19 protein-coding genes and 1 tRNA gene are annotated in these 22922 nt (G+C 65.4%); 8 read left to right on the forward strand and 12 right to left on the reverse strand.

What is annotated here, in order from left to right; genetic code table 11:
• Nucleotides 1-111 precede the first annotated feature (111 nt).
• A tRNA-Met gene (locus tag ACWHYQ_RS13580) sits at nt 112-187 on the forward strand.
• A 304-nt stretch (nt 188-491) separates the two neighbouring features.
• Nucleotides 492-1535 carry a hypothetical protein gene (locus ACWHYQ_RS13585; RefSeq protein WP_447972654.1) on the forward strand — a complete coding sequence of 348 codons (1044 nt, stop codon included), beginning with the start codon at nt 492-494 and terminating at the stop codon, nt 1533-1535.
• On the opposite strand, the gene ACWHYQ_RS13590 is transcribed toward ACWHYQ_RS13585, so the two are convergent.
• The 10 genes from ACWHYQ_RS13590 to ACWHYQ_RS13635 all read right to left on the reverse strand — a co-directional run bounded on the left by ACWHYQ_RS13590 (nt 1525) and on the right by ACWHYQ_RS13635 (nt 10583).
• Complete coding sequence (locus tag ACWHYQ_RS13590; protein ID WP_447972655.1) at nt 1525-2634, reverse strand: ABC transporter ATP-binding protein; 1110 nt, start codon at nt 2632-2634, stop codon at nt 1525-1527. The two genes, ACWHYQ_RS13585 and ACWHYQ_RS13590, sit on opposite strands and share 11 nt — an antisense overlap.
• Complete coding sequence (gene modB, locus ACWHYQ_RS13595; protein WP_447972656.1) at nt 2619-3293, reverse strand: molybdate ABC transporter permease subunit; 675 nt, start codon at nt 3291-3293, stop codon at nt 2619-2621. Before modB ends, ACWHYQ_RS13590 begins: the two co-directional genes overlap by 16 nt.
• A gap of 88 nt (nt 3294-3381) precedes the next feature.
• Entirely contained in the window at nt 3382-3585 is a 204-nt protein-coding gene (locus ACWHYQ_RS13600) for a TOBE domain-containing protein (RefSeq protein ID WP_447972657.1), read from the reverse strand.
• A 116-nt stretch (nt 3586-3701) separates the two neighbouring features.
• Complete coding sequence (locus tag ACWHYQ_RS13605) at nt 3702-4067, reverse strand: hypothetical protein (protein ID WP_447972658.1); 366 nt, start codon at nt 4065-4067, stop codon at nt 3702-3704.
• The gene (modA, locus tag ACWHYQ_RS13610) at nt 4045-4806 is read right to left on the reverse strand and encodes a molybdate ABC transporter substrate-binding protein (protein WP_447972659.1); all 762 of its coding nucleotides are present in this window, start codon (nt 4804-4806) and stop codon (nt 4045-4047) included. The genes ACWHYQ_RS13605 and modA overlap by 23 nt, the downstream gene beginning before the upstream one ends.
• An 86-nt stretch (nt 4807-4892) precedes the next feature.
• Entirely contained in the window at nt 4893-5933 is a 1041-nt protein-coding gene (locus ACWHYQ_RS13615) for an IS630 family transposase (protein ID WP_447972380.1), read from the reverse strand.
• 50 nt (nt 5934-5983) lie between these two features.
• On the reverse strand, nt 5984-7774 hold the full coding sequence (locus ACWHYQ_RS13620) for a porin (RefSeq protein ID WP_447972660.1): 1791 nt from the start codon (nt 7772-7774) through the stop codon (nt 5984-5986).
• Between the two features lie 8 nt (nt 7775-7782).
• Nucleotides 7783-8463 carry a hypothetical protein gene (locus ACWHYQ_RS13625; RefSeq protein ID WP_447972661.1) on the reverse strand — a complete coding sequence of 227 codons (681 nt, stop codon included), beginning with the start codon at nt 8461-8463 and terminating at the stop codon, nt 7783-7785.
• Nucleotides 8464-8539: 76 nt separating this feature from the next.
• Nucleotides 8540-9364 carry a molybdate ABC transporter substrate-binding protein gene (locus ACWHYQ_RS13630; protein WP_447972662.1) on the reverse strand — a complete coding sequence of 275 codons (825 nt, stop codon included), beginning with the start codon at nt 9362-9364 and terminating at the stop codon, nt 8540-8542.
• Nucleotides 9365-9383: 19 nt separating this feature from the next.
• Nucleotides 9384-10583: a substrate-binding domain-containing protein gene (locus ACWHYQ_RS13635; RefSeq protein ID WP_447972663.1), complete on the reverse strand. Its 1200-nt coding sequence runs from the start codon at nt 10581-10583 to the stop codon at nt 9384-9386.
• 134 nt (nt 10584-10717) lie between these two features.
• On the opposite strand from ACWHYQ_RS13635, the gene ACWHYQ_RS13640 reads away from it, so the two are divergent.
• The 6 genes from ACWHYQ_RS13640 to ACWHYQ_RS13665 all read left to right on the forward strand — a co-directional run bounded on the left by ACWHYQ_RS13640 (nt 10718) and on the right by ACWHYQ_RS13665 (nt 20380).
• Nucleotides 10718-12289, forward strand: a complete 1572-nt coding sequence (locus ACWHYQ_RS13640) for a sensor histidine kinase (protein WP_447972664.1) — start codon at nt 10718-10720, stop codon at nt 12287-12289.
• Between the two features lie 21 nt (nt 12290-12310).
• The gene (locus tag ACWHYQ_RS13645; protein ID WP_447972665.1) at nt 12311-13669 is read left to right on the forward strand and encodes a sigma-54-dependent transcriptional regulator; all 1359 of its coding nucleotides are present in this window, start codon (nt 12311-12313) and stop codon (nt 13667-13669) included.
• Between the two features lie 207 nt (nt 13670-13876).
• Nucleotides 13877-14359: a response regulator gene (locus ACWHYQ_RS13650; protein WP_447972666.1), complete on the forward strand. Its 483-nt coding sequence runs from the start codon at nt 13877-13879 to the stop codon at nt 14357-14359.
• Nucleotides 14360-14362: 3 nt separating this feature from the next.
• Nucleotides 14363-17647: an efflux RND transporter permease subunit gene (locus ACWHYQ_RS13655; protein ID WP_447972667.1), complete on the forward strand. Its 3285-nt coding sequence runs from the start codon at nt 14363-14365 to the stop codon at nt 17645-17647.
• Complete coding sequence (locus tag ACWHYQ_RS13660; protein ID WP_447972668.1) at nt 17644-18951, forward strand: efflux RND transporter periplasmic adaptor subunit; 1308 nt, start codon at nt 17644-17646, stop codon at nt 18949-18951. Before ACWHYQ_RS13655 ends, ACWHYQ_RS13660 begins: the two co-directional genes overlap by 4 nt.
• A 61-nt stretch (nt 18952-19012) precedes the next feature.
• Nucleotides 19013-20380 carry a TolC family protein gene (locus ACWHYQ_RS13665; RefSeq protein WP_447972669.1) on the forward strand — a complete coding sequence of 456 codons (1368 nt, stop codon included), beginning with the start codon at nt 19013-19015 and terminating at the stop codon, nt 20378-20380.
• Nucleotides 20381-20669: 289 nt separating this feature from the next.
• On the opposite strand, the gene ACWHYQ_RS13670 is transcribed toward ACWHYQ_RS13665, so the two are convergent.
• Nucleotides 20670-21455, reverse strand: coding sequence for an MCP four helix bundle domain-containing protein (locus ACWHYQ_RS13670; RefSeq protein WP_447972670.1), 786 nt, complete (start codon nt 21453-21455; stop codon nt 20670-20672).
• A 153-nt stretch (nt 21456-21608) separates the two neighbouring features.
• A complete protein-coding gene (locus ACWHYQ_RS13675; protein WP_447972022.1) occupies nt 21609-22898 on the reverse strand; it encodes a 4Fe-4S dicluster domain-containing protein in 1290 nt (429 codons plus the stop codon).
• Nucleotides 22899-22922 lie beyond the last annotated feature (24 nt).

The raw sequence follows: 22922 nt of genomic DNA on the forward strand, positions 1-22922 counted from the left end.
TTTGGAAGTTGGCTGATCAGAAGCCTGGGACGGCCTTTACGCTCAAGCGGAGCGCGTGGTATAAAGATTGCCGCACCACCTCCCTGTAGAACGAGGCTCTCAGATCGGCGTGGCGGTGTAGCTCAGTCGGTAGAGCAGCGGACTCATAAGCCGCGGGTCGGGGGTTCGATCCCCTCCACCGCCACCATCCTTAGCTTGCGTGCTCGCCGCCTGCTGTCTTTATTGTGGCAGCGGCGAAGTGCCCTCGCGGCTTTTCCTCCGAGCAACTCTTCCCGAGCGTGGCGCCAGCGCTGGAGGTTCGATCACTACCCGCTGAGGCGCCTTCTAACAGAGGTCGTATCTCGGCACGAGTTTGGTCTTCCTGTTAGGGGGTTGTATTGTAACTTACTGTAAAAATTACTTTAAATTATTATTGACTAAATAAGTTAAGTTAATTATTTTATTCTCTATTAAATCCATCGGATTTAATGATTTTAGCCAGGAGGAGCCCTATGCAATTCCGTCTTTCCCCCCTTCGCATCGTCAGCCTCCTCACGTTCCTCATGCCCTCCGTTGCCATGCCCTTCGACTGGGTACCGACAACTGAGGAGATCCAAAAGTACCGCAAAAGCTGGAATCCCTTCTCTCACGGTCCCGTGCTCCTGCAAGCCGTGGACATCCAGCCCAAGGGTCAGCTCTCGGTCCGCGAGTTTCTCTTCACCCAGATCGGCGAGTACAGTTACGGCAACGACCTCCGCTTCGCGTCCAACCGCAAAAGCGGCCCCGTCCACGTCTATTCCATCAGCCCCCAGGTCAACACCGCCTACGGTCTCACCGACCACATCGAGCTGGGCGCTGCGACCGGCTTGAACGCTTTTTGGGCAAGGGACACCGCTACGGCGAATCGGATCGGAGGGAAGGCGGACAGCTCCGACTTTGGCTGGGGCGATACCTCCCTCATCGTCAAGTACCGGCCGATCGTGCAGGATCCCGACACCTGGCGACCGTCCTTCACGCTGTTCAATCAGGTCGTCCTGCCGACGAGCAAGTGGTTCACGGACACGAAGCGGCCGCCAGGTGGGTTCTCTCCCTTAGGACGGCTCCCGAACACCCGCTTCGGTGAACTCGGCTTTACCGAAGGGCTCATGGTGCGAAAGAATCTCCAGCCGTTCCGCATCAGCTCGGCCGTCTTCTACACCTATTCGGCGCCCGGCAGCGAAGGGGCGGTGACCACCTATTCTCCCGATGTGCTCAACACTCGGTTCATCGTCGAGCATCTGCTCGACGACAAGAAGGGCTTCGGCTACAACATCGAGGTCAGCACGCTCCATGGGCTCACCTGGCGCGCCGACGGGCACGCCATCAACCGCGGGCAAAGGAACGGCTTCACGATCATCGGGGTGGAGCCCGCCGTTCAGTGGCGGTTCTGGGACAACTGGGTGGTGGCCGCAGGGGTGCTGTTCACGGTGGCCGGGCAGAATGCGGTTGACGCAATCTACCCCAATATCTCGCTCTTCTGGTACTGGAGCAAGACGGGGAAGGTGATCATGCGGTAGGGGGAGCCCCGTCCCGCCGGGGAATGAGGTGGACCGCACCGGCCTTGACGGCGGCAATGACGGGTAAGCCCGGCTTGAGCTGCAGGTCTTCGAGCGCCGCCCGGGTCACGACGGCGGAGAGCAGGATGCCGCAGTCAATCTCGGCTCGAACCAGGGCGCCCATCGAACTGACCTCCTGCACGGTGCCGACGAGCCGATTCCGGGCGCTCGTGGCGCCGCCCGTGACCGTCTCGAGGACCACGTCCTCCGCGCGAATACAGACGAATACCTCATCCCCTGCCCGCTCGTTCCCCACGGCCAGCAATTTTAGCCCCGCCACCTCGACGGTGACGAGCCCGCCAGCGGCTCCGACGACACGGCCGGGGAGCACCGTCTCCATCCCCACGATCCTGGCCACGGTCGCGTCACGGGGATGGTTGAAGATTTCCTGCGGAGCGCCGACCTGGAGCACCTGTCCTTCGTGCACGACGACCATCTGGTCGCCCAGGGCCAGGGCTTCCTCCCAGTCGTGCGTCACCACGACGCAAGGAACGCCCACCTCCCGCAGCAGGCGGCGGAGATCCCCGCGGACCGCGACGCGCGTCGGCGCATCCAGCGCGGAGAGGGGCTCGTCCAGGAGCAGGAGCCGCGGGCGGCGCGCCAGGGCCCGGGCAAGCGCCACCCGCTGCTGCTGGCCGCCCGAGAGCTGCCGCGGCTTGAGCCGCTCCAGCCCCTGCAACTGCAGCAGCTCGACGACCTCCTGGACGCGGCGGCGCCGCTCACCGGCGGGCAAGCCGGTCAATCCGAACGCGATGTTCTGCTCGACCGTATGCGTTGGGAACAGCGCATAGTCCTGCGACATGTAGCCCAGGCGGCGGTGCTGGGGCGGCACCGCGATCCCCGTCCCCGTCTCAACCCAGCGCTCCTCCCCGAAGCGGATCGTTCCGCGCCACGGCCATTCCAAGCCGGCCAGGCACCGGAGGATCGTCGTCTTCCCAGAGCCAGACGGCCCGAACAGAATCAGCACAGTCGGGGGCTCCAGGGGCATCCGGAACGCCACCTGGACCGTCAGCCGCCCTGGGAAGGTCTTGGTGACGTCTACGGTCATTTCTGCGGCCATACCGCCCACACTTTCCGATTCACAGCATACACGGTCAGGAGCACGGCGTAGGAGATCGCCAGCAGAAAGAGCGCGGTCTTGGCGGCGACGGCATAGTTCAAGGCCTGGACTTGGTCGTAGATGTCAATCGAGATCGTCCGCGTCTCACCCTCGATGTTGCCCCCGACCATCAGGACCACGCCGAATTCCCCCAGCGTGTGGGCAAAGCTGAGGACGACCCCGGTCATGACGCCGGCGACGGACAGCGGGACGATCAACCGGAAAAACGTGGCGAGCCGCGATACCCCCAACGTCCAGGCTGCCTCGATCAGGCGGCGATCCACTTGGTCGAAGGCGCTCGCAAAGGGCTGAACCGCGAAGGGGAGGCTGTAGAGCACGGAGGCAAAGAGCAGCCCTTCGAACGTGAAGGGCAGCGGATGGCCGACGAGATCAGTGTAGAACCGCCCGAGCGGGCTGTGCGGCCCGATGGCGACGAGGATGTAGAACCCCAAAACCGTGGGCGGCAGCACCAGCGGGAGCGCCACGACCGACTCGACCAGAAACTTCCAGCGCCAGCGGGAGAAGCTGAGCCAATAGGCGATGGGTAGGCCGATAATCAGCAGAATCAGCGCCGTCAGCACAGCCAGCTTGAACGTGACGCCGATCGCGGTCCAGTTCACAAGTCGCTCACCTCCCCGCCCAGACCGGGCCAGAGTCGCGCCATCGTAGGGAGGCGCATCCGGAGATGTCAACCAGGGTGGGCCGGGGTCACTTGCCGATCAGGACATCGGTTGCTTTGATCGCGACGGTTACAGCATCGTTCGCCTTCAGGCCCATGGCCTTGACCGCCCCCTCGGTAATAGCCGCGACGAATTCGAGCGTGCCGACCTTGACCGTGACCTCGGCCATCGCTTGTCCTACGGTGATGTTCGTGATCGTCCCCTGAAACTGGTTGCGCGCGCTGAGTTTCATGTCCCTTGCCTCCATTCCTCTTTTATGGTCAGGTCGGGTTCAATCCAGAAGCCAGCTTGGCGGTGAATGCGGCCCCCGCTCGCAACAGATTCGTGGAACCGACGGCGATCCCCGGCTCACCTTTCCTGCACCCCTTTGCAGCGGAACTGGAGTCCCCAGAATCGCCGGGTGACGAGAAGATCGTCCTCATCCAACCCGGAATTCCTGGTCTCACCCCGCGTCTCCCCTTCCCGGGTGATCTGATAGCCGGTTGGACAGTGCGCTTCGATCAACTTGAGCGCCTCGGCCCGGAACGGCGAGGCGTAGATGGAATCCCGGTCTCGCTTGAGCGGGTAGGCCACCACCCCGCCCTGCTCGGTCACCTGGACGAACCGGGCGCCGTCCGTGCAGGCGACGCAGAGGCACAGGAGGGAAGCGAGGGCCGTTCCGCGCGCTGCACCGGCTTCATAGCGGTGCGGCTCACTCCGGCAGCACGAACCCATACCGAGCCATGACCTGTCGGCCTTCCTGGCTCCGCAGGAGTTCGAGGAACGCCCAGGCCCCCTGCGGATTTTTGGCGTTCTTCAGGACCACGGCCCCCTGCTCGATAGCCAGATGGGCCGCTGCGGGGACCTCCCAGTACCGCCCCGCCGCCTTCATCGCGGGAGCCAGCGCCAGGGACAGGGCGATGATGCCGATATCCGCGGCGCCGGATTGGACGAACTGAGCCGCCTGGGCGATATTCTCCCCAAACACCAGCTTGTCCTTCACCTGCTCGTAGACCTTGAAGTATTGCAGGGCCGCCACGGCCGCCCGGCCGTAAGGCGCGTGTTTGGGGTTGGCGATGGCGATTCTCTTGACCGAGGGATCCAGCAGGACGTCCAGACCGAGCGTGTCCACAGCCAGCGGCGACCCGTTCGGCAGCCAGACCACAAGGCGGCCGATCGCGTACCTGTAGAGCGAGTCTGGCACCGCATGGCCGGACTCGATGAGCTTTTGCGGGTACCGGACGTCGGCCGAGAAGTAAAGATCGTAGGGGGCGCCCTGCTGAATCTGCGCGAAGAAGTTGCCGGATGAGCCGAGGGAGAGCTTCACCGGGATACCGGTCTTCTGCTCGAAGGCCGCCACGAGCTCCTTGAACGCGAAATTCAGGTCGGACGCAGCGGCGATTGTGAGCGCGTCGGTTCCGGCGAACGCCCACGCGGGCCCCAGCACGGCCAGGGCAGCCAAGAAGCATGTCATGCGTATTCTCATCATATAGAGCCGGCCCGGTCTATGATAGCCGAGCGGAACACTTATTACCGGGAGCGCAAAATACTTGACGCCTTTCACTCAGCCGCATAGCGGACCGCAGGGTGATGGAAGAAGGATTGCACCACGGCCGGCATGCGCTGGGTGCTGCGAAGATAGCGACGGACGTTGACCGCCAGCTCATCTGCGTCCTGGGGCGGCCGACGGCCCAGCGCGTTGGTCTTGACGTCTTGGTTCAGATATTCGTCGGGATTCAGTTCCGGGCTGTAGGGTGGCAGGAAGAACAGACGCAGCCGATCGCGGTGACGGTGGAGCCACCGCTGGGTGACAGCCGCGGTATGCACGGGATGCCCATCCACAATCAGAAAGACCGGATGCCTCACGTGCCGGAGCAAGCGGTGGCAGAATCGGAGGAAGACTCGTGCGGTGAAGCGATGCCGGAACACCATAAAGTACAACCGGCCGCGATTGGTGATGGCCGAGATCATGTTGCAGCGAAAGCGCCGACCGGGGCCACGGATCACCGGGGTCTGGCCGCGCTTGCCCCAACTGGTCCCCGCCTGATGATCCGAGCGCAGCCCCATCTCATCACCCCAGTAGATCTGGGCCCCCGCGCGCTTGGCCGCTGCCCGAATTCGGGGGTACTCGACCTCCAGCCAGCGTCGCACCGCCTTCGGGTCCCGCTCGTAGGCCCGTCGCAGCGGCTTCTGCGGGGTGAAGCCCCAGGCCCGCAGGTAGCGACCGACGGTCCAGACCGACAGCCGAAGCCCGTACCGGCGCGCGATCAGCTCGCCGACCGCTTCGCGGGTCCACAAGTAGAACGGCAAGTGCATCTGCTCCGGACAGCAGTGGGTCAAGGTGCGGACGACCTGGGCCGCTTGCCAGCCCTTGAGCTGGCCGCCGCGCGGTCGGCCCCGGGGTCGCGCTTTCAGCGGGTGCCGGCCCCCCCGCGCATGGCGCTTCAACCAGGTGTACAGGGCTTGCCGACTGATGCCCAAGAGCCGACAGACTTCGGCCTTGGAGCGCCCCTGCTGCTTGACAGCGGCCACGGCCTTCTCGCGCAAGACTTCTTGAGCTTCGGGCGACAGGTGCCGCGCATCCCGGGTTCGAGCACGCATGGCCACGTGATAACCATCGCCCGTCAAATGTCAAGTATTTCATGCTCCGATTAATAGAAAAAGACCTGCATCTGGACGCGCAGCACGTTGTCAATCAAGGTCCCGCCCCGCGCATCCAGCGGGACGCAGCCCGAAGGCCAGGCCGTCGCCGAGGTGCATTGGCCTTGGTTGCCGTTTACGGTATTGGGCAACGGGCTGCTCCGGCCGATCGCGTAGCCCCCGGTCCCCATCGCGATGTTCGAGTAGGTGATCATGAACTGGTAATCATAGGTGCCGAACGGAAACCAGTTCACCGAGACATCCACCTCCTTGACCAGATCGCTCGCAGCGTTGGTATCGGGGTCCCAATAGGCATAGCGGGCCGCCACCTCGAGGTGACGGGGCACCAGATAATAGCCCGACTGGACGTACCAGCCGGTGGCGTTGCCGAGCAACCCGGGGGCAAAGCCCGTGCAGGCCCCCCCGACACCGTTCGTTTGCACGCAAGGCAGGCCCTTATTGTGCCGGGTGATGTTCTTGAAGTAATACTCGCCCTGGAGCGAGAAGCCGCGGTACTTGAGCACGGTGTCCAAGCCCCAGGTCGTGTAATCGAGGATCCCCCAACCGAGCTGGCGCCCGTTCCCGAACGTCGCCAGTTGCCGGCGCCAGTTTAGGTTCGCCAGGTCAATCCCGACGTAGGCATTATCGCTGCTCGTGTTGATGCCGGGGTTGTAGGCGAAGTCGCCGGCCACCGCCAGTTGCGGCGTTTCCGAATAGGCCAGGTCCCCTTCCCCATAACCGGGTCGCCCGATGATGTTCCACTGGAGGCGGGCCGCGTACATGAGCTGGTTGATCCAGTTGCCCCGAAAGTTCGCGTTCAAGTTCCGCTGATTGGCGGGACAGCCGGCGGGGGTCGGAAACGGATTGCCGCTCGTTTGGCCGCCAGGACAGCCCTTCGCCGGCGACTCACTCTCGAAAGAGCCGTAGTCGGTGAAAAGGGGGCCCCCGCCGTTGAAGACGCCCACATAGTAATTGACCGGGTACAGCTCCTCGTCGTTCATGATCGTGAGGCCGATGTCGCGGCGATTCAACCCGTTGGCGGTGAACGCATCCTGGACCAGTGCCCGCTCCGCAAACTGCATGGAGGCTGTGTTGTTGATCTGGGTCCGGTTGAAATAGACCTTGTACTGGCCCGCCTGGACGTTCAAGAGCGGGAGGTGGGTGCTGGTGAAGTAGAAGTCCAGGAGATTGACCGAGCCGGGAGTTTGCGCGTTTTCGGACGATTCCATGCCGAGCTGCACGAAGTACTTGAAATCCGGGTTGATGAGGTGCCCGGTGAACAGCAACCGCGCGCGCCGGAGATTGAACTGGGAGGAGGTGCCGACCGAGCGGTTCGCCCGGTAGTCTCCGAACACCCCGAGCAGCTCCGGAAAGTTCTTCGCGTCGCCCGGATCGCGCCAGGCGTTGTTCCGCCACCGCGTCGTGCTCCGGAGCATGGCGCGGCCGCGGATCTTCAGGAAAAACGCGTTGTCGTTCGTCGAGATATTGAACCCCCGGTCGTACCAGATCTTGAACGGAAGCTGGGTCTGGTACCGATAGGTCTCCGACTCCCGGAGCACCCGCTCGTATTCCTCCTGCGTGATGAGGCCTTTGTTGAGGGCCCGCTCCAGGAGGAGCTTGATGGCCGGGTCCTGGCTCTCGACGAAGACGTACTCCCCGTTCTTCTCGATCAGCTTACCCGATTCGACGGCGGCCGCATCGACTGGACTGGCCAGCGGGACGATCGCCATGATCGCCAACGCCAACGGGCCAGGATGCCGGGCCGCAGGGTGTCCTTGGAGGCATGGAATTCCGATCTTCACGGCGCTCCTTATGGCTTCTTGGCGGGCGGGACCGGGGATTTCAGGAAGTCGCGGTACAGCACCCCTCGCTCGCCCATGACTGGATCAGTGCTCCAGAAGCGATTCGGCTCGAAGTAGAGGAGGAACGTCCCAGGCTCCGGCGGGAGGGCAGGATAGCGGAGGTCCCACAGCTCCTGGCTGCGGATCGGAAACTGCGCGTGGACGTGCTCAAGCGTGAAATGGAAATAGGGGTCCCGGACGGCGATCCAGCCGCCAGTTGTGTCACGCTCATAGGCGGGGTTGATGCCGGGCGCCAGCACCAGAAAGTGCACGCGCTCATCCGGCCCCGCGGTCCGGAGCGCCTCGGCCAGGTATGGCACGAGGGCGTCGAGCTCGTCTTGACGGAAGATCTTCTTCGGCGGAGTCTCTTCCGCGTACCAGCGAAGCGGCAGTCGCTGCGCGGGCCGGAACGAGAACGACCCGAGAAGGCGTGCCAGATCCTGTGGGTCGAGCTGGACCGGATGGCTGTACCCGGCCGGCCCCACCTCCCGCTGGATCGTGACCACCACCCGCCGGTCTTCCTGCACGGTCCGGACGGTGTATGGGAGCCGCGCGCAGCCGGTGAGCGCCACCCATCCCGACAGCAGGACCATCCCGGCTGCTACCGCGACCCACAGCCCGCGGGGCGTCGCCGGCCTGCCGGTCCGCATAATCCGGGCGCCAAGGACATCTAAACATGACAATTTATAAAGCATACTGACATTTCGCAAAAAAATTTTTCCCCTGCTAGCGGCCCGCTGGCGACGCGTACCCGAGCGACCGCACGATCGCCTGCGCCTCGGGCGACTGAACGAACGCGAGGAACTCGCGACAGAGGGCCCGGTTGGGACAGTACCGTTCCATGGCCATCGAATGGACAGTCGGCTCCAAAGCTGGAGGGCCCGCGACGGCCACGATGCGGATCCGCTCGCGCTCCCTGACAGCGTCTGGACCGAACAGGATGCCGACGTCAGCCTGCCCGTATAGGAGGTGATCGAGCACCCCGTGCGAGTCCGTCGCCACGTCTAACCGCCCCTTCACGTCCTCCGCAAGGCCCAGTGCCTCGAGCAACTGCCAGGTTTGCCGGCCTAGCTCCGTCAAAGCCGGATCGGCGATCGCGATGCGGTACGTGGCCCCCCTGCCTAGCTCCTCGAACGAGGTCGGCGCCTCAACTAGTTGCTCGGGCACGGCCAGGACCAGCGGAACCGCCGCGTAGGCCTGACGCGTGCCGGGCAACACGTAGTATTTGTGTTCCAGCCGCGTGAGCAGCTCATCCCCGCCTGGGGCAATCAGGTGAATGGGCCCACGCCCGATAAAGTACTTGCCGGTGGGATCGTTCTCCATCGCAGCGACCGTGCGACGGAGATCCAGGCCCGTGTCGTACCACACGTTCACTCTCACGTCTGGACGCCGCACCTCGAACGCTCGCGCCAATGCCTCGATCGGCGCCTTCAGGCTCGGCGACGCCGCGATCACCAGCGTCTCGGCGGCCCAGACGTGGGGCGCGAGGCCCCAAACAGCAAAGAACGAGAAGACCACCAGCGCTGCGTGTCTGTTGCCTGTCCGTTGCACGCCTCTTCCTCTGGACGCCTCATCCCGCACGGAGGCTTCGCACCTTGCCCGTCTCCCGTGTATCGTAGCCGCCGAGCGCCTCGATCTCGGCCCGGAACGAGCGGCTCACGATCGTGTCGAGAAACGCAGCAAGCCCGGGATGGGTCTCGAGGTACTCGGTGGGAATCACGAGGTCGTACCGCTCCTGCTGCAGCGGCACGAAGTCCAGCCCAAACAACCTGGCCGCGGATTGCACGCCCATGCCCGCGTCCGCCTGCCCTTCCGCGACGAACCTGGCAACCTCCAAATGGGAGCGCACGGTGCGCTGGTAGCCCTTGACCTGCTCGGCCTTGATGCCTGCCGCGGCCAGCTTCTGATCGAGGAGCAGCCTGGCGCCGGCTCCTTCCTCTCGATTGACCAGAACCACGTCCCTTCGGGCCAGGTCCGCGACTTCCCGTAACCCCTTGGGATTGCCGCGCCGGACCATCAGCCCTTGCGCCCAGGCAGCAAAGGTCACAACCCGGACTTCGGGGCCTTTCCAGTGGCGCCGCAGGTACGGAAGGTTTGCCTCGCCCGACCGGGCATCCACGAGGTGGAGCCCCGCCATGTGGACCTCGCCCTGCCTGAGCGCTTCAAGGGCCGCGACGCTCCCCATCGTCCACTCGACGACCGTGGCCTGATCCAGCCGGCGGCGCAGATACTCCCCGGCCAGAAACAGGGCCGGGTCGCAGCCCGCCACCAGGATCTCCCCGTCCACGGTCCGCCGGTCGCGCAGCAATCGGACCGTGGCACGTGCTGGCCGCCGCCCGCCCCTTCCCGAGGCGAGCGCGAGCCGGACCATCAGACCGTCGGCGGGGACGGTATAGTTCAGCACCTCCCCCAGCGCAGCGACCGGCCGCACGACGATGCGATTCCCGACTCGCGCCACCTTCACGCGGACTGGCCCCGCTTCGGGGGCGTCCGCCCCTGGGCCGATCCAATCCCCTTCGATGACTTCGCCGCCCGACGCGAGGCTGAACAGGTCCTCGACCCGGCAGTCGAGCGCCGCCGCCAGGCGCAGCGCCACAGCGGTGGTCGGCAGGTACTGGTTCGCCTCGATCGCGTAGATCGCCTGCCGCGTGACCCCCGCCAGATCCGCGAGCGCCCCTTGCGAGAGCCCCTTCGCCGTCCGCAGCGCGCGCAAGCGGTTCTCGAAGTTCCCGACCGGCTCGGCACGGGCTTTCACGCTCCTCGTAGCCATCCCCAGCCTCGCGGTTGACGGACTTACCAGAGTACAGTACAAATTGTCAAGTATAATGACATTCCAGGGGTCGGGGCCGGACCCGGCGGCCTCGAGGCCCTGGCTCCCATCCAATCCCTGTGGTAGGGTAGCGCATGCCCAACGTCAAGATGTGGTGGACCAGGCGACTCACCCTCGGCCAGAAATTTCTCGCTGCGTTCGCGCTCCTGCTCGTCCTGCTAGGCCTGAGCCTCGCCGCGATCCTCTTCTATCTCTCCCGGATCAACAGCTACGTGGACCGCCACCAGCGCATCACCGCACCGGCGGTGGCGACTGTCGCCGAGCTGCAGCGCCAGGCCTTCGAGATGAACGTGACCTTGCGGGCGCTGGTCGAGACCCGCGCCGCGCCGGACCGGGCCGGCCTCTTCCGCACGCTCGAGACCCTCGAGGCAGAGATGCGGACGGCGCTGGACCTGTACCGGACCAGGCACGCCGCGCGCACGCACCCCGTCCTCTTCCGCATGCTGACGGAGCATGGGCGCGCGGGGTTGGCCGACCGAGAGGAGTCGGCCCTGCGCGAGATCGCCGCGCTTCTCGATCGCCTGTCCGCACGCGGCAAGGAGATCGCCTCGCGCCTGCAGCATAGCCGGCAGGCCGACGCGGATGAGCAGTTCGCCGACGCGAACCGGCTGTCTCGACGCCTGATCGAGGTGTTGACCGCCCTCGTCGGGGTACACACCGAGATTGACCGCGAGATGAAGTACGAGGGGGACATCCTGCTGGGGCGCGCCAAACTGGTGATGCTGGTGCTGGCCGTGCTCCTCGTGCTGGCGCTGGCCGCCTCCTACGCCGCGGTGAGCCGGCACGTGGCTCGCCCGCTCACGCGCCTCGCCACCACCGCCGACCGCGTGGCGCACCATGATCTGTCCGCTAACTTCGATCCTTGGCCGGCTCACGACGAAGTCGGCGACCTCGCGCGGTCGCTGCAGGCGATGCTCGTGACCCTGCGGGAGCGCACCGTCGCCCTGGAGCGGAAGAAGCGGGAGCTTGAGGGTTTCACCTATTCGGTCGCCCACGACCTCAAGGGTCCGCTGCGCGAGATCGAGGGGTTCTCCGCCCTCTTCGAGCAGAAGTTCGCCGAGACGCTGCCGCCCGCCGCCCGGCACTATCTGGCCACCATCCGCGCCTCGTCGCTCCGCATGACGAACCTGATCAACGACCTGCTCCGCTATTCCCGCTTGGAGCAGCAGGCCATCCCGATGACGCGAGTGAACGTCCGGACGATGATCGAGCAGCTCCTGGCGGACCGCATCCCCACCGGCGCGACCGCTCCCCGGGTCACGGTCGAGCTTCCCTACGCCGAGCTCTGGGGCGAGCCGACCAGCATCCAGCAGGCCCTGCTGAACCTGCTCGACAACGCGCTGAAGTTCTCCCGCAGCGTCGCCGAGCCTCACATCAGCATCGGGGGAGCGGTGGCGGACCGCGAGCGGGTGCTCTGGGTGCAGGACAACGGGATCGGGTTCGACGAGAAAGACGCCGAACGGATCTTTGGCCTGTTCGAGCGCCTACACGAGCCTGACGAGTACGAGGGGACAGGGGTCGGGCTCGCCATCGTGAAGCTCGTGATGGACAAGCATGGCGGGCGCGTCTGGGCCAACTCCACACCGGGGAAGGGCAGCGTCTTCTACCTGGCCTTCCCCCACAACGATGCGAAGGGCGATGGGTGAGGGGTTGAGGACGGTTTGAAGATGCGGATACTGGTGATAGACGACGAGGAGCTGGTGCGCCTCGTCCTGGACGAGGCGTTGCGGGCCGAGGGGTGCGAGGTCGTGACCGCGGCGAGCGGGCAGGCCGGGATCGAGGCGCTACAGACCGCCTCGTTCGACTGCGTCATCACCGATCTGCGCATGCCGGGCTTCGACGGCCGGGAGGTCCTCCGCTGGATCCGCGAGCACCAGCCGGACGTGGACGTGATCGTGCTGACGGGCCACGGCCAAGTGGAAGCGGCGGTCGAGGCGATCAAGGCGGGCGCCTGGGATTTTCTGGTCAAGGAGACGCCCTTCGACGGCGCCCCGGTGAAAGCTGCACTGGCGAAGCTGACGGCGGTCCGCGCCCTGCGCCGGGAAAACCTGGCGTTGCGGTTCGGCGCCCGCCTGGCCGGCGCCGACACGATAGTGCCGGGAGTCAGCAAGGCCTGGCAGAAGCTGATGGAGCTGGTCGAAAAGGTCGCCCCCGCCCAGGCCCCGGTCCTCATCCACGGTGAGACTGGCTCGGGCAAGGAGCTGGTGGCACGAGCCCTGCACCGGTTGAGCCCCCGACGCAATGCCCCGTTTCTGGCGGTGAACTGCGGCGCGGTCAGCAGCCAACTCCTGGAGAGCGAGCTGTTCGGGCACGAGAAAGGCGCCTTCACCGGCGCGACGGCGAGCAAGATGGGGCTGATCGCCGCCGCGGAGGGAGGCACGTTGCTGCTGAACGAGATCAGCGAGATGAGCGGGGCCATGCAGGTCAGCCTGTTGCGGGTACTGGACCGCGGCGAGTATCGCCAGGTGGGCGGCACCCGCACCCTACGGGCCAACGTGCGCTTCGTCGCGGCCAGCAACCGTGACCTGCAGGACCTGGTGCTGGCCGGGCGCTTTCGAGACGACCTCCTCTACCGCATCAACACGGTCACGCTCCGCGTCCCGCCGCTGCGGGAGCGGCCCGAGGACATTCCGCGCCTGGCCGACCATTTTCTCCAGAGCCTGCAGGTTCCGGGAGCCCCGCGGCGGACCTTTTCCCAGGAAGCGTTGGCGCTTCTCACGGCGTATTCGTGGCCGGGCAACGTCCGCGAGCTGCGGAACGTGGTCGAGCGCCTCGTTCTGCTGTCCCCCAGGGACCGTCAGGGACCAGTCCGGCCCGACGAGATGGAGGCGGTCCTGCCGCGGGCCGCTCCCACAGCCAGTCCTCCGTCCGAGGAGGCCGCGGGCTCGCTCTTAGCGGTCGAAAAGGCCCACATCCGCCGCGTGCTCGAGGCGCACGGTGGGAACAAGAGCCAGGCCGCCCGGACGCTCCGTATCGATTACAAGACCCTCCTCGCCAAGCTCCGCAAATACGGACTGTCCGGCTGACTTCCCTCTGGAAGAACTCCAGCGCTCCAGGGCGTTTCTCCCCACTGCCACGCCGTTCGAGAGCCGCGCCCATCCCGGCACAGGATTCGATTTGCCAAACACCGCGTCGGTCGAGCGGTTGTTCCGCTATCGGCGGGTCGTCGTAGCGGCCGGCTTTTGGCACCGCCCTTGCTCCCCTCGCCTGCGAGCGGGAGGCGAGCCGTCCGCATGACAAGCCACATCAGCGTCGGGCAGACACGGATCCTGCTGATCGAGGACAACGCCGCACAGTGCGAGCTGCTGGGCCAGGCGCTGGCCCGGCACAACCTTGCCGGGGAGCCCCGGACCGAGCACGACCCGGAGGCGGCACTGGCTTTTTTGGAAGGGGAGGTCGCGCGGCCCGTCCCACGGCTACCCCATTTGATCCTGCTGGACCTCAAGCTCGCCAGCGGAAGCGGTCTCGATCTGCTGCGCCGATTGCGTGCTCATCCGCACCTGGCACTCTTGCCCGTCGTGATCCTGACCACCTCCGACGACGCACGCGATCTCCGCGCGAGCTATGCCGAAGGCGCCAACGGCTACGTCGTCAAGCCGGACACGTTTGCACAGCTCGTCGCGATGGCCGGCGACCTCTGCCGGTTCTGGCTCGGCTGGAACCGGCCGGCGCCCCTGACCCGGACCCACTCCGGCCATCTGGACCGAACCACCTAGCCCATGCTTACGAGAAGCGCGCTCAAGAATCCTTACGCCGTCCTGGCCGTCTGCCTGATCGTGGTCATCCTGGGGACCGTGTCCTACCGGAAGATGCGGGTGGACATCTTTCCCGACATCAACATCCCGGTGATCCTCGTATCCACGTTCTATCGGGGGCTCAGCCCCTCCGAGATGGAGGGCGCGATCACGCTCCGGTTCGAGCAGCAGTTTTTGCAAGCCAGTTACATCGAGCACATCGAATCCCAGTCCCTGGCCGGCATCAGCTACATCAAGGTCTTCTTCCAGCCCGAGTACAACATTGACGCCGCCCAGTCTGAGCTGACCAGCCTGGCCTACAGCATCATCCGCCTGTTGCCGCCCGGCGTCTTCCCCCCGTCGGTCTACAAGTTCGGGGTCGCGAGCCTCCCGATCGGGTTGCTGACGGTGAGCAGCGACCAGCTCAGCGAGAAGGAGCTCCGGGACATCGCCTACTTCACGGTACGCCCGCAAATGGCTTCAATTCCCGGGATCTCCACCCCGCCCGTGCTCGGCGGCAAGGTCCGGCAGATCACGATCTTCATGGACCAGGAGAAAATGCTCGCACGGGGCGTCTCGCCCTCCGAAGTCGTCAAGGCCATCAACGCGCAGAACGCGATCCTGCCGGTCGGCGACGTCAAGGTGGGCGACCTCGATTACTACGTGTACTCGAACAGCCTGATCGACGTCGTGGACCGGATCAACGAGGTTCCGATCAAGGTCGTCAACGGCACCCCGGTGTTGATCCGGGACATCGGCACCGCCGCCGACTCGGCCGCCATCCAGACCTCGATCGTGCGGGTCAACGGCCGCGAGGCGGCCTACATTCCCGTGACCAAGCAGCAGGGTGCGAACACGCTCGAAGTCGCGGACGGGATCCGCGAGCGCCTCCCGAACCTGACGGAGATTCCCGCCAACGCGACCGTCAAGTTCATCTACGACCAGTCGGTGTACATCCGGCAGGCTATCGCGAATCTCCAAAAGGAAGGGGCGCTCGGCGCCGTTCTCGCCGGATTGATGATTTACCTCTTTCTCCGCAGCCTCAAAGCGGCGCTGGTGGTCGGGCTCGCGATCCCGCTCTCCTTGACCTCCGCCCTAGTCCTGCTCTACCTGACCGGCCAGAGCGTGAACATCATGACCCTCGGCGGGCTTGCGCTCGTCATCGGGACGCTGCTGGACAACAACATCGTCGTCCAGGAGAACCTCCACCGGCACCTTGAGATGGGCAAGGACGGCCGCTTGGCGGCCGAAGACAGCGCCTCCGAGCTGACCCTGCCGATCTTCGTGGCAACGGTCTGCATCCTGATCGTCTACCTCCCGATCATGTTCTTCAGCGGCATCGTCAAATACCTCTTCGTCCCGCTCGCCATGACCGTGGCCTTCGCGATGCTGGCCGACTACGCCGTGTCCATGACCGTCACGCCAACGATCCTGGCCCGGCTCTACCGAGGCAGCGACGTGCAGGCCACGCCCAGCGCCCGGGAGGGGCTGGCGTCGGCCGAAGCGGGCTGGTTCGGGCGTGTCCTGGGCTTCTACGAGTGGCTGCTGCGCCGCTGCCTCCACTTCAAGCCGCTGGTCCTCGCCGGCGCGGCCGGCCTGCTGGTCGCCGTCGGCTGGCTGCTGCTGCCCCGCCTGCACACGGAGTTCTTTCCGAGGATCGACGCAGGCAATTTCACGATGCTGGTGTCGGCGCCTGCGGGGACCCGCATCGAGAAGACGAGCGCGATCGTCGGGCGGATCGAGCAGCTCGTCAAGAACACGATCCCTCAGGAAGAGTTGTACGAGATCGTGGCCAACATCGGCCTGTACTACGGCGACGCCAGCCGGTTCGCCCCCAACACGGGATCGCACACGGCCTTCGTCCTCGTGAACCTGGTCGCCGGCCATAAGGGTCGCACCGACGACTACATCGCGCACTTGCGGCAGCGCCTCCGACAGGAGCTGCCCGGCGTCGAGGTCGCGTTTCAGACCGGTGGCATCGTCAGCGACGTGCTGAACTTCGGGCTTCGGGCGCCCGTGGACATCCAGGTCCGCGGCCCGCGGCTCGACCTCATCAGGCCGGTGGCGGAGACGATCCGGGAGCGCGTGGCCCGCATTCCCAACGCCACAGATGTCCGGATCAAGCAGGGCAAGGACTACCCGGAGCTGCACATCAACGTGGACCGCGCCAAGGCGGCCTACCACGGGATCACCCAGGAGCGGGTCATCGTGGACGTGATTACCGGCCTCAGCTCCAACATCGCGCTCAGCCCGAACTATTGGCTGGACCCGAAGACCGCCAACAGCTATTTCCTCCTGGCCCAGTATCCCGAGCAAGTCCTGGACAGCACCGAAGATCTGCTCAACATCCCGATCATCGGCGGCAAGGTTCCGCTGCTGCCGTCGGCCAACCTCACCACGGCGGCCACGACCTCGACCGGCTCGAGCCTGGCGTTGGGGAGCACGCAATTCACGGGCAGCGCGCTCGGACCGGCGACCGGCTACTACGGCGGCGGAGACGAGCGGACCGGGCCTCCGATGCTGCTCCGCGACGTCGCCGAGCTGGTGTACAAGACCGGCCCGGATTCCGTGGACCACTACGACCTCTCCCGTGTCATTGACGTGCTCGTCACCCCGGTCGGGAATGACCTTGGCCGCGTCGCCCGGGAGATCGAGGACGTGGTGCGAACCGTTACGCTCCCCAAGGACGTCACCCTCGCCTTGCGCGGCGAGGTCGCCAACATGCGGACGGCCTTCGACAACTTCGCCCTGGCGCTGCCGCTGGCCGTCGTCCTGATCTATCTGGTCATGGTGGGGCTGTTCCGCTCGCTGATTGACCCCTTGATCATCCTGCTTGCCGTGCCGCTGGGCTGGATCGGCACGGTGATCCTGCTCTATCTCACCGGGACCTCGGTCAACGTCGAGTCCATGATCGGCACGCTGATGATGATGGGCATCGTGGTCTCGAACAGCATCCTCCTGGTGGACTTCGCGAACCGGATGGCGCGGGCTGGCCTGCCCCCCGACGAAGCCGTCCTGGAGGCCGGCCGCCGCCGCGTCCGGCCAATCGTCATGACGGCGCTGGCCACGATTCTTGGACTGGTCCCGCTCTCGCTCGGGTTCGGGGAGGGAAACGAAACGATGGTGCCACTGGCGCGGGCCGTCGTCGGCGGCCTGCTGGTCTCGACCGTGATGACGCTCGTGGTCGTGCCGGTCATGCACAGCCTCCTGCTCGCCCGCGAGCACCGCCCGGCCGAGCGCGCCGCCTCGCAGGAAGGGGGAGCTCCATGATCGCCCAGTCCGACGAGATCCCCCCAGACCCGTCGCGGCGACGGCCAGGCCGGACGGGACTGTGGATCGGCCTCGCCGTCGCCGCGTGCGCGGCCGTCGCCGCGGCGGTCCTGCTGCCGCGGCACGAGGGGGGCCCGAGACCGGCCCAGGAGGCCGGCTCGACGGGGACCGGGTCATCGGCGGAGCCCCCGGAGACCGCCGCGCCGGCGGGCAGCGTGGACGTGCAGGTCGCCAAGCCGGTCAGGCGGGACCTCACCTATTCCATCACGCTCTCGGGGAATATTGCGCCCCTTTACCAGACGACTCTCTATGCCAAGGTCTCCGGATATCTGAAGTGGATCGGACCAGACAAGGGTGACAAGGTTTCGAAGGGCGAGGTCCTCGCGATCATTGACGCGCCGGAGGTCGAGGAGCAATACGAGCAGGCTCTCGCCGACTACAAGATCAAACGGCTGACCTACGAGCGGTTGGCTGCCGTCTGGCGTGAGACCCCCGACGTCATCGCCAAGCAGGACGTGGACGTGGCGGAAGCGGCCTTCGAGTCGGCCAAAAACGTCATGGAGCAACGCCGGGTCCTCCGGGATTACACCAGGGTCCGGGCCCCCTACGCCGGCATCATCACCGCCCGCTTCGTGGATCCCGGTGCGCTCATCCAGGTAGCGACCGCCTCCGCGACCGGGGCGATTCCGCTGTTCACCATCATGGCGATCGAGACGGTCCGGGTCTACACGAACGTGCCCCAGGACGACGCCCCCTTGGTCAAGCCGGGGATCACGCCGGCGGTCGTCACCGTCAAGGAGCTGCCGGGCCGCCCATTCACCGGGACGGTCACCCGCACGACCCTAGCCCTGGACCCGGCGACGCGGACCATGCTCGTGGAGATTGATCTGCCCAATCCCGACCAGGCCTTGCAGCCCGGCACGTTCGCGGAGGTGACGCTCCACCTTCGTCAAAGCCTCAACGCTCTCGTGATCCCGCCCGGAGCCCTCGTGGTCGGCGGCAAGACGAAGTCGGTCTATGTCGTCGAGCAGGGTCGCGCCAAGCTGGTCCCGATCCAAACCGGCATCAACGACGGACGATGGGTGGAAGTCGTCCAGGGACTCACCGGTGCCGAAGACGTGGTCATCGTCGGCAAGAGCAAGCTCGCCGAAGGGACGGCGGTCTCGACCGCTCCCTACAATCTGCCCGAGGGCACACCGGCCGTCCAGAAATTCGAGCCACGCACCTCCGGGGTTCCGAGCGCCCCCGGCAGCACTCGAAACCATGTCGGGACGAAGCCTGAGGCCGGGCAGCCGGGCTACTGATCGAGCTCGCCCGATCCGGACAACCGGCCACGGGCTGCCGTTACAAGGAAAGGAGACCCCAATGAGTCGCGGACTGCTCATGCGAGGCCTGACCCTGGCAGCGACCGTCCTGTGTGTGCTCGGGGCGCCGGACCGGACCAGTGCCCAACGCCCCTCGGCTGAGCCGCCCCGCGGCGAGTCGCTCGCTCCAGGCAGCTTCCTGGGGTTGCGGCAAGCCGTGGAACTTGCCCTTCGGGTGCACCCCCTGCTCCAAGAAGCGGACGCCACGCTCGTCGCCGCCGACGCGCGCACGGAACAGGCCCGGTCCCTCTACTATCCCCAGGTCTCCGCCAACATAGACAACTCGTTCGGGGCTGGGCGCATCAATCCTCGATTCTTGGTTGGCGGGGCCCTGCTGCAGCAGAATCAGAGCATCTTCGTGAGCGGCGTGCTTGCCAATCAGCGGATTTACGATTTCGGGTTCACCAAGAACCTCGTGGAGTCGTCCGAGCAGGCCAAGCGGGCCCAGGAAGAGGACATCACCGCCCGAAGGGCGCTTGTGGTGCTGGCCGTGGAGCGGGCCTATTTCACCAGCCAGAAGCGCCGGCGGCTGGTCCAGATCGCCGAAGAAACGGTCAGAGAGCGAGGGGTCATCAAGAGTCAGATCGAGGCGCTGTACCGTCAGCAGCTCAAGTCCAAGCTGGATCTGGACCTCGTGCAGGTGGAACTGACCAATGCGGAGGCGTTGCTAGTCCGAGCCCGGAACGACCTGAAGGCCAGCTTCGCGGACCTGAACCGCGCCATGGGCATTACTGGGCCCGAGGACTACGTCCTCGACGATTTTCCGGTGGAGATCAGGCAACCGCGGCCGCTGGACTCGCTCATCGCGGAGAGCTTGTCCCATCCGGAGCTCAAGAAGGCCAAGGAGATCGTCGAGTCGGCAGAAGCGAAGGTCCGGGCGATGAAGAAGCAGTATCTGCCGACGATCTCGGCGGTGGCAAGCGGCGGCAGTTTCGACCCCTACGATCCCAGGCAACATCAGGAGCACGGTGGCTGGTGGGCCGCCGGTGCCCTGATGTCCATGCCGCTCTTTACCGGCTTCCTGATCGAAAACCAGGTCCGGGAGGCCTCCGCACAACAGGACGCGGCGCGGGCCACTAGCCTAAACATCGAGCAGGCGCTCGCCCAGCAGGTCACGACCTCTTACCTGGAGACGCTGTCGCTCGCCCAACAGATCAAGCTTGCGGAGGAGCAGGTCCGGACCGCACGGGAGGCCTTGCAGCTCGCCAGGCAACGATACAAGTTGGGATTGGGCTCAGTGGTGGAGGTCACCCAGTCGGAGGTCGCTTTGACCGCGGCCCAGACCAGGCTGGCGGAGGCCCAGTACGATTACAAGATCGCCGAGGTGACGCTGGCCTACGCCACAGGCGCGCTCACCGGCCCGCCGTGACTCGCCGGCTCGCGGTTCTGCAGGGATCCGGATGCGACCCGAGGCGCCCCCTTGCTACCCGCCCAACCGAATCAGCGTCTTCAAGCGCGCGCCGCTCCCGCAGGGTTCGGAGGGTGCCGCCCGGTTCTTCAAAATCACCGGATCCAGGATTTCGCCACACAACATACAGCGCCAGCCTGGAAACCTGATGGAGCCGGTGTCATCCCGTAGGTCTTCGAATACCTCCTCGACCATCGTCCCGTTGCACCGCTGACAGTTCATCGCTCATCCGTGTTCCTGTTCAGTTGTTCTAGCTTGACCGATGCGGCCCACCAGAATCCAGCAAGGAGGCCCCGTGGCTGGCTGCTGGCGACTGCTGGATCGGATACCCAGGCGACGCCAGCCGGCCGGGACGCTCCGTCGGTGGTCTCCAAAGATTGAGCAGCGCCAAGAGGAAGCTGCCCCCCAGCAAGACCATGCCGATCGTCCGAATCGTGGAGGCCCCCTCCTCTTTCATGTCCTTGGCGACGTCGGCGACGGTTTCCATCAGCCGATCGAGCGCCAGACTGACCTGGATCAGCTTGGGACCGGCGTTGTCCGCCGCATGCAGCTCCGCTCGATGGCGAAGTTCCGCCGCCTCCGCCGGAGAGGCGGCCGTCCACACCTGACTCATGAGTCGGACGGCCTCGCCTGCCGCGGCAAAATAGGCTTCCAGGCTTTTCGTCAGGGCCTGTAAGTCGTCACGCTCGCTGCGTCCGCTTCGCGACACGCGCAGGCTCGCCTTGGCGTACCGCTCCACCGCCTGTTCGATCCGCATCCGTTGCGCAGGAAGCGGCACGGTCAGCCGGGCGAATTCCTCCTCGCTGGGGGCTTCCAATCCTCGAATCACCGTCGTCCGGTAGCGCATGACATCCGCCGAAATGTGGGCTAAGTCGGCTGCCGCCAATGTATATTCCGTGTACATGATCCGAAGGTCCTGGTCCACCCGGTCCAAAACCACAGCACTGCAGACTCCAAGAACCACAACCAACAGGCTGACCAGCACCTGCATCCCAGACGGCCGGCCCCACTCCAGTCCCCCCGCGTACCTACGCATGTCAGGCCTTCCTGCAAAATTCCGAGAATGAAGAGGGGGCAGGGGCGCTCCCATGCGCCTCCTGCCCCCCTTCGCCGAGCCCTCAGCGCTCAGCTTGCAGCCTCCCCATGGTTGCTGACGGCTGAGCACGGATGGCGGGGTGTGGCCTCAGCCTCAGAGCCAGTTCACCCGCTCCGCGGGCCGAATGTAGATCGGCTCCTCGATCTGCTGCCGCACCACCTCCTTGCCCGACTTGTTGAACCCCAGCACGGTGTCGTTGTACATCTCGAACCGCCGCCCGTGAATCTGGGTCTCAAACACCTTCGGGCCCGGAATCACGTCGTACCGGAACACAATCTGCTGGCTCGCCCGCCACAACTGCAGCACCGCCAGCAACTCCCGGCTCGGCACCAGGTACTTCTCAATGGCGTTGTCCACCCCCGGCCCGAACATCTGCCGGATGTACCCCCGCGGCGCCCACCGCGGCGGAATGTAGTACCCGTTCGGCTCCGTCCCCCACTGCGGGTACAACGGCAACGCCACCTGCTCCACCCGAATCGCAAAGTACAACGGGTGCCACCGGTCCTCCGCCCACAACCCGTCCTCGCCGATCCGCACCAGGCTCTGCATCCGAATCTTCCCCACGCAGGCCGCCATGCACCGCGTCTCCATCGGCTCCCCGCCCGTCAAGGGGTCCTTCCCCTCAATCCGCGGATAGCACGCAATGCACTTCTCGCTCACCCGCGTCGTCCCCCGGTACATCGGCTTCTTGTACGGACACTGCTCCACGCACTTCTTGTACCCCCGGCACCGGTTCTGGTCAATCAACACAATCCCGTCCTCCGGCCGCTTGTAGATCGCCTTGCGCGGACAGGCCGCCAGACACCCCGGGTACGTGCAGTGGTTGCAGATCCGCTGCAGGTAGAAGAAGAACGTCTCATGCTCCGGCAACGAACTGCCCGTCATCCGCCACGGCTCGTCCCGCGTGAACCCGGTCTTGTCAATCCCCTCCACCACTGCCCGCATGGAGGTCGCCGTGTCCTCGTAGATGTTGACGAACCGCCACTCCTGGTCCGTCGGGATGTAGCCAATCGCCGCCTGGCCCACCTTGGCCCCCGCGTCGAAAATGGTCATCCCTTCAAACACCCCGTAGGGCGCATGGTGCTTGCGGCCCACCCGCACGTTCCACACCTGCCCCCCCGGGTTCACCTGCTCGATCAGTTGCGTGATCTTCACGTCGTAGAACTGGGGATACCCGCCGTAGGGCTTGGTCTCCACGTTGTTCCACCACATGTACTCCTGCCCCTTCGAGAACAGCCACGTGGACTTGTCCGCCATCGAGCAGGTCTGGCACGCCAGACACCGGTTGATGTTGAACACGAAGGCGAACTGCCACTTGGGGTGCCGCTCCTCGTAGGGGTAGAGCATCTTCCGCCCCAACTGCCAGTTATAGACTTCCGGCATGGTTGACTCCTTCGTTAGGCGTGA

This window comes from Nitrospira sp. Kam-Ns4a, assembly GCF_965152595.1.

Bases quoted from the DNA above. Each gene is read 5' to 3' on its own strand.
- ACWHYQ_RS13585 (WP_447972654.1), top strand. From the start codon at position 492: ATGCAATTCCGTCTTTCCCCCCTTCGCATCGTCAGCCTCCTCACGTTC.
- ACWHYQ_RS13590 (WP_447972655.1), bottom strand. From the start codon at position 2,634: ATGGCCGCAGAAATGACCGTAGACGTCACCAAGACCTTCCCAGGGCGG.
- ACWHYQ_RS13600 (WP_447972657.1), bottom strand. From the start codon at position 3,585: ATGAAACTCAGCGCGCGCAACCAGTTTCAGGGGACGATCACGAACATC.
- ACWHYQ_RS13605 (WP_447972658.1), bottom strand. From the start codon at position 4,067: ATGGGTTCGTGCTGCCGGAGTGAGCCGCACCGCTATGAAGCCGGTGCA.
- modA (WP_447972659.1), bottom strand. From the start codon at position 4,806: ATGACATGCTTCTTGGCTGCCCTGGCCGTGCTGGGGCCCGCGTGGGCG.
- ACWHYQ_RS13615 (WP_447972380.1), bottom strand. From the start codon at position 5,933: ATGCGTGCTCGAACCCGGGATGCGCGGCACCTGTCGCCCGAAGCTCAA.
- ACWHYQ_RS13625 (WP_447972661.1), bottom strand. From the start codon at position 8,463: ATGCGGACCGGCAGGCCGGCGACGCCCCGCGGGCTGTGGGTCGCGGTA.
- ACWHYQ_RS13635 (WP_447972663.1), bottom strand. From the start codon at position 10,583: ATGGCTACGAGGAGCGTGAAAGCCCGTGCCGAGCCGGTCGGGAACTTC.
- ACWHYQ_RS13640 (WP_447972664.1), top strand. From the start codon at position 10,718: ATGCCCAACGTCAAGATGTGGTGGACCAGGCGACTCACCCTCGGCCAG.
- ACWHYQ_RS13645 (WP_447972665.1), top strand. From the start codon at position 12,311: ATGCGGATACTGGTGATAGACGACGAGGAGCTGGTGCGCCTCGTCCTG.
- ACWHYQ_RS13650 (WP_447972666.1), top strand. From the start codon at position 13,877: ATGACAAGCCACATCAGCGTCGGGCAGACACGGATCCTGCTGATCGAG.
- ACWHYQ_RS13655 (WP_447972667.1), top strand. From the start codon at position 14,363: ATGCTTACGAGAAGCGCGCTCAAGAATCCTTACGCCGTCCTGGCCGTC.
- ACWHYQ_RS13660 (WP_447972668.1), top strand. From the start codon at position 17,644: ATGATCGCCCAGTCCGACGAGATCCCCCCAGACCCGTCGCGGCGACGG.
- ACWHYQ_RS13665 (WP_447972669.1), top strand. From the start codon at position 19,013: ATGAGTCGCGGACTGCTCATGCGAGGCCTGACCCTGGCAGCGACCGTC.
- ACWHYQ_RS13670 (WP_447972670.1), bottom strand. From the start codon at position 21,455: ATGCGTAGGTACGCGGGGGGACTGGAGTGGGGCCGGCCGTCTGGGATG.
- ACWHYQ_RS13675 (WP_447972022.1), bottom strand. From the start codon at position 22,898: ATGCCGGAAGTCTATAACTGGCAGTTGGGGCGGAAGATGCTCTACCCC.